General features: G+C 42.8%; 8 protein-coding genes. All 8 read left to right on the top strand.

From position 1 onward, the window contains the following. Positions 1–19: 19 nt before the first annotated feature. The 8 genes from rfbC (at position 20) to BLS24_RS10850 (ending at position 12692) form a co-directional block, all read left to right on the top strand. Positions 20–565 (top strand): dTDP-4-dehydrorhamnose 3,5-epimerase, encoded by a 546-nt coding sequence (gene rfbC, locus BLS24_RS10885; RefSeq protein WP_071175335.1) that lies wholly within the window; start codon positions 20–22, stop codon positions 563–565. Further along, complete coding sequence (locus BLS24_RS10880) at positions 562–1566, top strand: ABC transporter permease (protein WP_242872280.1); 1005 nt, start codon at positions 562–564, stop codon at positions 1564–1566. Before rfbC ends, BLS24_RS10880 begins: the two co-directional genes overlap by 4 nt. A 42-nt stretch (positions 1567–1608) precedes the next feature. Further along, positions 1609–2934, top strand: coding sequence for an ABC transporter ATP-binding protein (locus BLS24_RS10875; RefSeq protein WP_091758964.1), 1326 nt, complete (start codon positions 1609–1611; stop codon positions 2932–2934). 156 nt (positions 2935–3090) lie between these two features. Continuing rightward, a complete protein-coding gene (locus BLS24_RS10870) occupies positions 3091–5250 on the top strand; it encodes an SAM-dependent methyltransferase (RefSeq protein WP_091758962.1) in 2160 nt (719 codons plus the stop codon). A gap of 11 nt (positions 5251–5261) precedes the next feature. Next, positions 5262–7373 carry a glycosyltransferase family 2 protein gene (locus BLS24_RS10865; protein WP_091758960.1) on the top strand — a complete coding sequence of 704 codons (2112 nt, stop codon included), beginning with the start codon at positions 5262–5264 and terminating at the stop codon, positions 7371–7373. Positions 7374–7387: 14 nt separating this feature from the next. Beyond that, entirely contained in the window at positions 7388–9442 is a 2055-nt protein-coding gene (locus BLS24_RS10860; RefSeq protein WP_091758958.1) for a glycosyltransferase family 2 protein, read from the top strand. Positions 9443–9520: 78 nt separating this feature from the next. Then, complete coding sequence (locus BLS24_RS10855; protein WP_091758956.1) at positions 9521–11260, top strand: phospho-sugar mutase; 1740 nt, start codon at positions 9521–9523, stop codon at positions 11258–11260. Between the two features lie 28 nt (positions 11261–11288). Beyond that, the gene (locus BLS24_RS10850; protein ID WP_091758954.1) at positions 11289–12692 is read left to right on the top strand and encodes a glycosyltransferase family 2 protein; all 1404 of its coding nucleotides are present in this window, start codon (positions 11289–11291) and stop codon (positions 12690–12692) included.

Here is a 12692-nt window from a genome sequence, read left to right as displayed (position 1 = left end):
AAATATTAGGAGATATAAAATGGGAAAGATAACTGTTGAAACATGTGAGATAGAAGGACTTAAAGTTATTACACCAAAGGTTTTTGGCGATGCCAGAGGCTATTTCATGGAGACATACAACAAGAACGACTTTGTAGAGGCTGGAATCGATGTTGAGTTCGTACAGGACAATCAGTCAGCTAGTAAGCAGGGCGTACTTAGAGGCCTTCATTTCCAGAAGAACTTTCCACAGGACAAGCTTGTACGCTGCATAAATGGTGAAGTATTTGATGTAGCTGTTGACCTTAGAAAAGGTTCAAAGACTTATGGAAAGTGGTTTGGCGTTAGACTTTCTGCTGAAAATAAAAAGCAGTTCTTTATCCCTAAGGGATTTGCTCATGGCTTCTATGTAATTTCTGAGTATGCTGAGTTTGCATACAAGTGCTCAGATTTCTATCATCCAGAAGACGAGGGTGGTCTTAAGTGGGACGATCCTGATATTGGAGTAGAGTGGCCACTTGTAGAAGGCGCTGAGCTCAACCTTTCCGAGAGGGATACCAAGTGGGGAGGATTTAAGGAGTTTTGATACAGGGATTGAGAAAACTTCCCAAGCGAGTAGGCTTGGGCATTTTCTATGTAATGGCGTCTATTTTGGCGCTATTACTTATAATGCACACAAACCAGCTTGCAGACCCGCATACAGAGATGCTCAAGAAGATATGTGGATGTATCTTGATCGGCATCAGTTGTATACTGGTCTTCTTTTGGTATGACCGATTATTAGTGCTTCCAGTTGAGCTTTTCCATTCTAGAAAGCTCATCAAGAGGCTTTCACTTAACGATTTCAAGAAAAGATATGCCGGTTCCTACATGGGTATCGTGTGGGCCCTTGCTCAGCCTGTAGTTACAGTTGCTATGTACTACATCGTTTTTGACAGGATCTTCCAGTCAAGGGCGCAGTCAGTATCAGGCGGAATTGAGGTTCCTTACGTTCTCTTTTTGACAGCTGGTCTTGTTCCATGGTTCTTTTTCACAGAAGCTCTTACCAATGGAACAACTTCACTTCTAGAGTACAACTACCTTGTTAAAAAGGTTCTTTTCAAGATAAGCATACTTCCTATCATTAAGATCATTGCAGCTATGTTCATTCACGTGTTCTTCATCTGCGTGCTTCTTGTGATCGCATGTGTGTATGGTTACTATCCAAATGTCTATTGGATCCAGCTCCTTTACTACATGAGCTGTGAATTCATTTTGGTATTGTCTATAAGCTATGCTACCTGCGCAATCGTAGTATTCTTTAGAGATCTTCTTCAGATCATCAATATCGGGCTTCAGTTGTTCCAGTGGGCTACACCTATTCTTTGGAATCTTGACACTGTAGTTCCAGACAAATACAAGTGGATCATCAAGCTTAACCCTATGACTTATATCGTTGAGGGTTACAGAAATGCAATATACGGCGATACATGGTTCTTTGAACACTTCTACTCATCTACTTATTTCTGGTTGTTTGTAGTGGGCGTGTTCTGCGTAGGAACACTTATCTTCAAGAGGTCCAAGCCTCACTTTGCGGATGTACTCTGATAATCGCTACACATTCGTAGCAATTTTGAAATAGGAATTAACATGGAAAAAGACGTAGCTATTGAGGTAAAACACCTCACTAAACTATATAAGCTCTACGACAAGCCTATGGACAGGCTCAAGGATTCCCTTGGACTTTCTGGTAAAAAGAAGTACAAGGAACACCTTGCTCTTAATGACGTTAACCTTACTGTCCACAAGGGCGAAACTGTCGGAATCATCGGAACTAACGGCTCTGGTAAGTCAACGATCCTCAAGATCATCACAGGAGTTTTGTCTCCAACTGAGGGTGAAGTTAATGTTGACGGCCATATCTCAGCTCTTTTGGAACTGGGAGCAGGCTTTAACATGGAGTACAACGGAATCGACAACATCTACCTTAACGGTATGATGATCGGCTTTTCTGAGGAAGAGATCAGAAAGAGAATGGATGCGATCCTTGAATTTGCTGACATAGGAGACTATGTTTATCAGCCAGTCAAGACTTATTCAAGTGGTATGTTTGTCCGTCTTGCTTTTGCGGTTGCTATCAACATTGATCCTGAGATCCTCATTGTAGATGAAGCTCTTTCTGTTGGTGACGTATTCTTCCAGGCTAAGTGCTATCACAAGTTTGAAGAGTTCAAGAAGAGGGGCAAGACTATCCTCTTTGTATCACATGATCTTTCTAGTATTAGCAAGTACTGCGATAGAGCAGTTCTTTTAAATCAGGGTGTGCTCCTTGGCGAAGGAACACCAAAGAAGATGATCGATATCTACAAGCAGGTTCTGGTGGGACAGTATCCACTTCCTACAAGCGACGTTGAGAACCTCCTTGACGATGATCAGATCCGTCAGGCTGCAGCAGATGCAGACAAAAAAGCTGATGACAAGATAAAGAAAGACGATAGTGCAAAGAAAACTGCCGCTGAGAATCCAGATACATTGGAGTACGGCGACGGCGCAGCTACTATCACAAATTATTATGTCACAGATAATACAGGAAAAGAGACTAACTCCATCATAAAGGGTACTGATTTTACAGTACACATGAGGGTTAAGTTTAATAGAGATGTTGCGGCTCCTATCTTTGCCCTTACATTCAAGAACATCATGGGCATTGAGATCACAGGAACCAACTCAATGGTTGAAAAGGCCTTCCTTGAGCCAGTTAAGGCTGGAGAAGAGAAGGATATAACCTTTACACAGAACATGTCACTTCAGGGAGGAGAGTATCTTCTTAGTTTTGGAGTTACAGGTTTTGAACAGAATGATTTTACCGTGTATCACAGACTCTATGATGCACTTAATGTATCAGTAGTATCAGACAAGAACACAGTTGGCTACTACGACATGAATTCTAAATGTGTTGTTACTGATGCTAAATAACTCGCGAGGAACGAGGAACGTGGAATTATATGATACATGAATTACAGTCCGAATCAGTACTGATTCGGACGTGAGAATATGACACAGGTGTGAGCATGCCCATTTGCTGAAAGCAAATTTCATTGGCATGCGAAGCATTTGCGAGGAACGAGCAAAATGCAAGAGAACGTAAAGATTGGTAATGTTACCCTTAATTTCAAACACTACTCTGGGGTTGATCTCTACAGCGATGGTGCTATAGAGAACGACCTTCTTGAGATTGTCAAAAAATATAAAAAAGAAGAGTATCAGAAGGTTATTGAGGAGAGGGCAAACTGGCCTATTCTCTACCATCTTTCTGAGCAGAGATCTAATATCGTTGAGTGGATCCCTATGGCAAAAACTGCCAAGGTATTAGAGGTTGGCTCTGGATGCGGCGCTATCACAGGTATGCTCTCCAAGAAGGCTGGCGAAGTTGTAGCCTGCGACCTTTCAAGGAGACGTTCTGAGATCAATGCCACTAGAAACCAGGAGTGCGACAATGTAACTATCCACGTTGGTAACTTTAGAGACATTGAGCCAGATCTTCCAAGAGATTTTGACTTTATCTTTTTGATCGGTGTATTTGAGTATGGTCAGGGCTACATTGGAACTGACAATCCTTATGAGAAGTTCCTTAGAATGCTCCAAAGACACCTTAAGAAGGGCGGCAGAATCGTAATTGCTATCGAGAACCGCCTTGGACTTAAGTATTTTGCTGGATGTGCTGAGGATCACCTTGGAAGCTACTTTACAGGTATCGAGGGCTACTCACCAGACAGCGTTGCCAAGACCTTTACCAGAAATGGACTTATCAACATCTTCAAGAAATGCGGCATGAATGAGTACCATTTCTATTATCCATATCCTGATTACAAGCTTATGACACTTCTTCACTCAGATGATTATCTGCCTAAGTTTGGAGAGCTTCAGGACAATGTTCGTAACTTTGACAGGGATAGATTAGTTCTTTTCAATGAGAAAAGAGCTTACGAGGACCTTTCAAAGGACGGCCTCTATCCTGAGTTTGCCAATTCCTTTGAAGTTATCCTTGGACCTGGCTTTGACACTATCTACAGCAAATACAGCAATGACAGAGTTTCTGAGTTCAAGATCAGAACTGATATTGCTATCGACAAAGCTGGCAGAAAGGTCATCAAGAAGTTCCCTCTTACAGAGGAAGCAAGAGAGCACGTATTTGGTATCAGAGATGCTTATCTTGGCCTTGTTGAGAAGTATAGAGGCGGAGACCTTGAGATCAACGACTGCCAGATAAATGAACAGGAAGGCTGCGCCGTATTTTCTTTTGTTAACGGCGTGCCATTGGCTTCACTCCTTGATCAGTGCATTGACAGAGATGACATGGAGGCATTTGAAGCTCTTTTGAACGAATATCTCAAGCGTATCAGATACAAGGAAGACTATCCTGTGTCAGATTATGACCTGATATTCTCTAATATTATGGTTAATGGTCCTATTTGGACTATAATAGATTATGAGTGGACCTATGGTAAGTGCATACCTGCCAAGGAGTCCATGTGGAGAGCTCTTTACTGTTACAGATTAGAGGACAGAAAAAGAGAAAAGTTTGATCCTAAGCCTCTTTTTAATAAGCTTGGTATCACAGAAAAAGAGATCCAGGTTCTCCTTGATGAGGAATATGCCTTCCAGAAGTATGTAACTGGAAACCGCAAGTCTATGGTAGAACTTTGGAAGGATATAGGCAGAAAGGTGATTGTACCAAAGGAGATCACAAATACTACCAGTGCTGCAAGGCCTGACGACCAGATTCAGATCTATCTTGATAATGGCGAGGGCTATTCTGAGGACGAGTCAATGTTCCCAGAGGAGCAGTATGATGACAAGAACACAGTAACTTTGGATATCAGAGTTGATGATACCTGCAATACAGTCAGGATCGATCCTGCCTTTGCTCCATGTATGGTAACGATCTTAAATGCTACATGGAACAGCCTGAGCATCTCAGAGGGCGGAGCAGATGTTAATATCAATCCAGTAAATGGTGAGTGGATCTCAGATGATTCCATAATCTTTAATTCTGATGATCCTAACATTGAGTTCTCTCTTACAAGCGACAGACTCAGTGTTAAGCAAAAGAACCACCTTGTGGTTAAGCTTTTGATGACTCTTATTCCTAGAAATGCTGCAGATGCAGTAATAAGCTCACTTCCTGAACCGGAAGCAGCAGTTCCAAAGAAAAAGAACATTATCAAAAAGCTTGGGGAAAAGATAAGCCAGAGACGTGAGGCACGCTATTATAAAGATGATGAGGAGTAATTGTTAGGGTGATGCTGAAGGACTTAGCCAAGAAAGCTCTTGCAACAAAGAGAAAAACTAAATACAACAGATTAGTAAACGCCAAGTCTTCTGCTTATGATAAGTGGCAGCGCCAGGGTGAAAAAGAGCCTGTGATCAAGGCTGAAGCTCCTGTGTACTATGAGGAGAATGAAGACGGAACTCTGGTACCTTACAAAAAGCCTGAGCCAGAGGTTAAGGTTGTGCCTTATGCCAAGGTTTGGGAAGTTTCTGATGCCAAGGGCGATGAGAATGTTGTTTACATTTTTGTAAGTCCTAAGGGCAAGCTTACAAAAAGAGCTACTGAAGTTATCAAGCAGTATTTTGTAGCTCATCCAGAGCATGACATAGTTTACGGTGATGAGGACGAAATCGGCAAAGGTGGCAAGTATATTCATCCATTCTTTAAGCCTGACTGGTCTCCTGATTCATATTTGAACGCGTTTTATATCGGTAGCTTCTTTTCCTGCAGAGCAACTACCATGCACGCCGCTGCGCCTGAGTACGACAATGCAGTCAGGATGCTTGGCGGAACATCCAACAAAAAGAATTCACCAGAGCAGGTGGGACTTGAAGCATCTCTTTTATCAGCTGATGTACTATTCTGCATGCTTGCTATACATGTGAGAGCCTTTGCTAAGAGAACTGGCATGGAGCTTCCAATCGGACATATCAGAGAGGTGTTATTCCACAGAAACTCTGAGCAGGATGTCTTTTACGGAAGAACATTCCACAATTCCAAGCATATGCTCCTAAGGCCAGCTACTGTCAGCATCATCATTCCTTCCAAGGATCATCCGGAAGTGCTGCAGCAGTGCCTTAATTCCATCATAAACACAACTGGCGGTGACAACATCAAGTACGACATTGTCATCATAGATAATGGAAGTTCAGCCTCTAACAGGGTTAAGTACGGCGTTTATTGTAGCCGTGCCGAGAGAAAGAACGGACTTATCAAGATTAATTATATCTACAAATCTCAGGAGTTTAACTTCTCTGCTATGTGCAACCAGGGCGTTAGAGCGTGTGGTGGCGAGTATCTCCTGTTCCTTAACGATGATATCGAGGCGGTAAAAGAGGGATGGCTTCGCGAGATGTTATCTCAGGCACAGCTTGGTCATGTGGGCTGCGTTGGAGCCAAGCTTATTTACCCTGATACAGACCTTATCCAGCACTGCGGAATTGCCAATGTGAGACGTGGACCTGTGCACAAGCTTCAGAAGATGCACGATGGCAAGAATCACTATTTTGGCTACAACAGAGGTGTTCACAATTTCATCGGTGTTACTGCCGCTTGCCTTATGATCAGCAGGAAGAAGTTCAATGATATTGGAGGCTTTCCTGAGGAACTTAAGGTTGCCTTTAACGACGTTGATTTCTGCTACACAGTAATGGAAAAGGGCTACTACAACGTATGTTGCAACCATGTTTATCTCTATCATCATGAGTCTCTTACAAGAGGCCTTGATAACCTTGATCCAAAGAAGATGGAGAGACTTGCAGTTGAGGGCGACACTCTTATGAAGAGGCATACCCACCTTTATAACTTTGACCCATTTTATAGTCCACACCTTACTGAGGATGAGACTATTTCAGCTATTATTCCACGTGAGGACTACACTCCTGTGGAGGATATTCCTTATGCCAAGGTTTCAGTTCACGAGCATGGCATCAAGGGAGCAAGGGAAGATCAGTGCCTGAGAATTGGATGCGAGTACAATGGAAGTCTTCACAACTGGTTGTACGGCGTAACTGCAGAAGGGTACGATGATGGCTATTACCTTAAGGGCTACAGCTTTGTCATCGGATCTGACAATGCTATCTATGAAAAGAGATTACTCCTTCGTCTAGTAGAAAGACACGAGGATGGAGCGGGGCCTGTGGAGCCTAAGGTATTTAGCGCGCCAACTTATGTATGGTACAGACCTGACATCAAGGTTCGCTTACAGGATCAGGTAAACGTAGACTTAACTGGTTACAAGGTTAAGATCAAGAAGGGCGACTTAGTTCCAGGCTATTACCAGATCGGTATGCTAGCTGTAGATAAAACAAGCCACTTAAAGCTTGTTAACTGGGTTCCTAACATTCTTAATGTGAAAAAGTGATTTAGAGGTTATAAATGAGCGAATTAGATTATAAGTCAGCTTATGAAAAGGAAAAGTTAAAATCTGCTGAGCTTGCTGGAAGAATTGCTGAGCTTGAAGATAAGAATCAGGAATTGGAGTTCAAGCTTAACAGAATCAAGAATAATCCTATTTGGAAAGCAAGTACTCCTGCACGTAACACAATGCACTGGATTATCAGGCAGAGAGACAGGATCAGAAATCAGGGTTCACTTAAGGGTGTGATTGCCAAGATCAAGTACAAGCAGATTGAGAAAAAGGCAATGACTCACTATGGAACAGAGTCTTTTCCTAGTGAAGAGACTAGAAAAAAGCAGGAAGAGGCAGTGTTTGAGAAGATGCCTCTTATCTCGATATTAGTTCCTCTTTACAACACTCCTGAGAAGTTTCTTAGAGATATGATAGAGTCTGTTCTTGCACAGACTTATGGCAATTGGCAGCTTTGTCTTGCTGATGGATCTGATGAAGCTCACATTTCAGAGGTTTCAAGGATCGTAGAAGAGTACCAGAAGGATGCGAAGGCTCTTTTACCTGATGGAAAGTGCAAGATTGCTTACAAGAAGCTTGCAAAGAACGAGGGAATTGCCGGAAATACCAACCACTGCCTTGAGCTTGCAGAGGGCGAGTATATTGGACTTTTTGACCACGATGATATTCTTCATCCAGAAGTTTTATACTGGTATGTCAAAGCTATAAATGAAGAAAATGCAGATTACATCTACTGTGATGAGACGACCTTTAAGGGCGATGACATCAACAAGATGATAACCATGCACTTTAAACCAGATTATGCCATCGATAATCTGAGAGCCAACAACTATATCTGCCACTTTAGCGTCTTTAAGAGAACTCTTCTTGATGGAACAGAGCTCTTTAGAACTAAGTTTGATGGAAGCCAGGATCATGACATGATCTTAAGGCTTACTGATAGAGCAGAACATATCGTACACATTCCAAAGCTTTTGTATTACTGGAGATCACATGCGGCATCTGTTGCATCTGACATCAGTGCCAAGCCTTATGCTATTGAGGCTGCGAAGGGTGCTGTGGCAGATCATTTGAGGCGTCATGGATACGATCACTTCAAGATCACCAGCACAAGAGCCTTTGAGACTATCTTTAAGATCACCTATGAAGTTCAGGGAAGTCCTAAGGTCAGCATCGTTATTCCTAACTGCGAGCACGCAGAGGACCTTAAGAGATGCATCACTTCAATTTACGAGAAGTCAGTATATGACAACTACGAGATCATTGTTGTAGAAAATGGCAGCACTGGTTCTGAGATAAAGGGTTACTACGAGGAACTTAGAACAGGCAATCTCAAGGATGTTGTCAAGGTTGTTGATTATTATGAGAACGGCCTGCATCTTACAGCAGATGGCAAGAAGCCACCATTTAACTATTCAGCAGTTGTGAACTACGGCGTTTCTAAGTCAGACGGCGAGTATATAATTCTTTTGAACAATGATACACAGGTGATTACTGTTAACTGGATCGAGGAGCTCCTCATGTACGCTCAGAGACAGGATGTGGGAGCAGTTGGAGCCAAGCTCTACTTCCCAGACAGAAAGATCCAGCACGCAGGTGTAGTACTTAAACTTGGAGCACATAGAACAGCAGGCCACTCTCACTACGGCCAGGCTGGTATGAATCTTGGATATATGGGCAGACTTTGCTACGCTCAGGATGTGAGCGCAGTTACAGGGGCATGCCTTATGGTTAGCCGCGCTAAGTATGATGAAGTTGGAGGTTTTGCAGAAGACTTCCAGGTTAGTCTTAACGACGTGGACTTTTGCCTTAAACTCAGAGAAAAAGGATATCTTAACGTATTTACTCCTTTTGCTGAGCTTTATCACTATGAATCTCTTTCTAGAGGTCTTGACCTCGAGGGTGAGAATGCCAAGAGATATGAGGCAGAATCAGAGCATTTCCGCACTAAATGGAAAAAAGTTCTCGATAAAGGCGATCCATACTACAATCCTAATTTCTCCCTAGACAGGAGTGATTACAGCCTTAACGTAGAGGGCTATTCAAGTCTTAGAACTCAGTAAAAACCTGATGCATAGGTTTTTTGAATTGGGTATATATGATATAATTTTTGTGGTATATGTGCACAGGAGGATAATGTAATGAGTGAAGCAACAAAACAGTTTGAATATTGGCTTAATGATTCATACTTTGACGATGATACAAAGCAGGAACTTATGGCAATTCGTAACAACGAAGCAGAGGTAGAGGATCGTTTCTACAGAGAGCTTGAGTTTGGTACAGGCGGACTTCGTGGTGTTATCGGTGCCGGAACTAACAGAATGAACAAGTACACTGTACGTAAGGCTACACAGGGACTTGCTAATTATATTAAAAAGAACGGTGGAGCAGATGCTGCAAAGAAGGGCGTAGCTATTTCTTATGACTGCAGAAGATTTTCACCTGAGTTTGCTGAGGAGACAGCTCTTTGCCTCGCAGCTAACGGAATCAAGGCTTATGTAAGTGATATCCTTCGTCCTACTCCAGAGCTTTCATTTGCTCTTAGAGAGTTTGGATGTATCGCAGGTGTTATGGTTACAGCTTCTCACAACCCACCTGAGTACAATGGTTACAAGGTTTACTGGCAGGATGGCGCACAGGTTACACCACCTCACGACACAGGCATTATCAAAGAGGTTATGTCAATCACTGACTACCATGAAGTTAAGACAATGTCTAAAGAGGACGCTGTTGCCCAGGGACTTTATGTTTCATTTGGCGAAGAGATCGACGACAAGTACATGGTAGAGCTTAAAAAGCAGATCATTCATCAGGATGTAATTGATGAGATGGCTGACAAGTTCACTATTGTTTATACACCATTCCACGGAACAGGAAACCTTCCTGTTAGACGAGTTCTCAAGGAACTTGGCTTCAAGAATGTATTTGTAGTACCAGAGCAGGAAGCTCCAGACCCAGATTTCACAACTCTTGATTATCCTAATCCAGAGGATCCTAAGGCATTCGAGCTTGCTCTTAAGCTTGCCAAAGAGAAGGATGCAGACATCGTACTTGCAACTGACCCTGATGCAGATCGTCTTGGAATCTATGCAAAAGACACTAAGACAGGCGAGTATGTTGGATTTACAGGAAACATGTCTGGAATGCTGATCGGCGATTATATCTTAAGAGAGCGCACAGCTACAGGTACAATGCCAGTTAACCCAGCATTCGTTACTACTATCGTTACAACAAACATGGCAAAGCCAGTTGCAAAGAAGTATGGCTGCCACTACATCGAAGTTCTTACAGGATTTAAGTACATCGGTGAGCAGATCAAGATCTTTGAGGAAAATAATCAGTCTTACAACTATGTATTTGGTCTTGAGGAGTCCTATGGATGCCTTGCTGGTACACATGCAAGAGACAAGGACGCTGTTGTTGCAGTTATGTGCCTCTGCGAGCTTGCTGCCTTCTACAAGAAGCAGGGCAAGAGCGTTTGGGACGCTATGATAGATCTTTACGAAGAGTACGGCTACTACAAAGAGGGCCAGTATTCAATTACTATGAAGGGTAAAGAGGGAGCTGAGCAGATCGCTGCTATCATGGACAAGCTTCGTAAGAACCCTCCAAAGGAATTTGGTCAGTGGAAGGTTGAAGAGTTCAGAGATTACAAGACTGGCAAGACTCTTGATATGGCTACTGGCAAAGAGGGAGAGACAGGTCTTCCTACATCAAATGTTCTTTACTTTGCACTTAACAATGATTCTTGGTGCTGCGCTAGACCTTCAGGAACAGAGCCTAAGATCAAGTTCTACATGGGTGTTAAGGGCAAGAACCTTGAAGATGCTGAGAAACTTCAGGCAGAATTAACACAGGCTGTAAAAAATGCAGTAGGCTAACTTCATTATAAAAAAAGGATAGATAATTATGGGTATAAAAAATGCGGCTAAAAAGACAATAGCATATGCTAAGCGCAATGGTGCTAAAGCCGCATTTTTTGCTGCCTTTGAAAGAGTTTCAGACACTTTAAATGAAAAATATAACTATATTCCCCTTTCTGAAGAAGTATTAGACGAACAGAAGAGGGAGTATAAGTCACTGGCAGAATCGGGAGGCGCTGTGCGTTTTAGCATTGTAGTGCCTCTTTTTAATACTCCTGAAAAGTACCTTAAGGAGATGATAGATTCTGTTGTGGCTCAGACCTATGGTAACTGGGAGCTTGTCCTTGCAGATGCATCTCTTTCTGAGTCAGAGACCGTCAAAGAATATACCAAGGTTGACCCTAGGATCAAGTATTATCATCTTGGAAGCAACGAGGGAATTTCAGAAAATACTAACAGGGCTATTGAGAAGGCTAAAGGGGATTATATAGGTCTTTTAGATCATGATGATACTCTTACTCCAGATGCTCTCTATGAGGTAGCCAGAGTCATCAGAAAGAGCATGAAGCAAAATAAGCTGGCGCAGTTTTCAGCTTGTCCTATTCGCCTTATCTATTCAGATGAGGACAAATATGACGATGGCAAGGGTGCCTACTACGAGCATCACGCCAAGCCATCTTTTAACATGGACTATTTATTGTCCAACAACTATATCTGCCACTTTGCAGTTATGAGGGCAGATATATTAAAGCGCCTTAAGCTTCGCGGCAAGTACGACGGAGCACAGGACTTTGACTTGTTCCTTAGATGCTGCACAGAGGCGGCTTTATCCATGGCAATGGCAAGCGGCCAGATTGCACATATAGACAAGGTTTTGTATCACTGGAGATGTCACAGAGGCTCAACAGCAGCCAATCCTGCCAGCAAGATGTATGCTTATGAGGCAGGCCAGAGGGCAGTAAGAGACGTTCTTCATGAAAACGGCGTCAAGGCAGAGGTTGCGCAGATGCCACACCTTGGCTTTTACAGAGTCTTGTACGAGCCGGATGTCTTTTCGCTTAGAAGCGATGTGGGAATCATCGGTGGCAAGATACTTAATAAAAGAGGCAGGATCATAAGCGGCAATTTCAAAAAGGATGGAAGCCTGAGATACAAGGGACTTCCTCTTGGATACAGCGGCGGATTTCAGCACAGAGCTGTTCTTCAGCAGGACTGCGCAGCTGTAGATTTAAGATGCATGGCGGTAAGGCCAGAATTAAGGGCTGCATACCAGCAGATTACTGGATTTGAATACAAGGACACCTTCTATGAAGGCGGAGAAACAATAGATGAGAGATTTAAGGCTTTTAGTGAGGAGACAATTATTGCTATGAGTCTTAAACTTGGTGAAGAAGCCAGAAAACAGGGCTTCCGCGTAATGTGGGATCCTCAGGTTATCAAAAGGGTTTGA

Source organism: Butyrivibrio sp. INlla18, from assembly GCF_900103635.1.
GTDB lineage: Bacteria > Bacillota > Clostridia > Lachnospirales > Lachnospiraceae > Butyrivibrio.
The sequence above is the reverse complement of the archived record's forward strand: the minus strand, read 5'-3'. Positions and strand labels throughout refer to the sequence as shown.

Bases quoted from the DNA above. Each gene is read 5' to 3' on its own strand.
- BLS24_RS10860 (WP_091758958.1), top strand. From the start codon at position 7,388: ATGAGCGAATTAGATTATAAGTCAGCTTATGAAAAGGAAAAGTTAAAA.
- BLS24_RS10875 (WP_091758964.1), top strand. From the start codon at position 1,609: ATGGAAAAAGACGTAGCTATTGAGGTAAAACACCTCACTAAACTATAT.
- BLS24_RS10865 (WP_091758960.1), top strand. From the start codon at position 5,262: ATGCTGAAGGACTTAGCCAAGAAAGCTCTTGCAACAAAGAGAAAAACT.
- rfbC (WP_071175335.1), top strand. From the start codon at position 20: ATGGGAAAGATAACTGTTGAAACATGTGAGATAGAAGGACTTAAAGTT.
- BLS24_RS10870 (WP_091758962.1), top strand. From the start codon at position 3,091: ATGCAAGAGAACGTAAAGATTGGTAATGTTACCCTTAATTTCAAACAC.
- BLS24_RS10855 (WP_091758956.1), top strand. From the start codon at position 9,521: ATGAGTGAAGCAACAAAACAGTTTGAATATTGGCTTAATGATTCATAC.
- BLS24_RS10850 (WP_091758954.1), top strand. From the start codon at position 11,289: ATGGGTATAAAAAATGCGGCTAAAAAGACAATAGCATATGCTAAGCGC.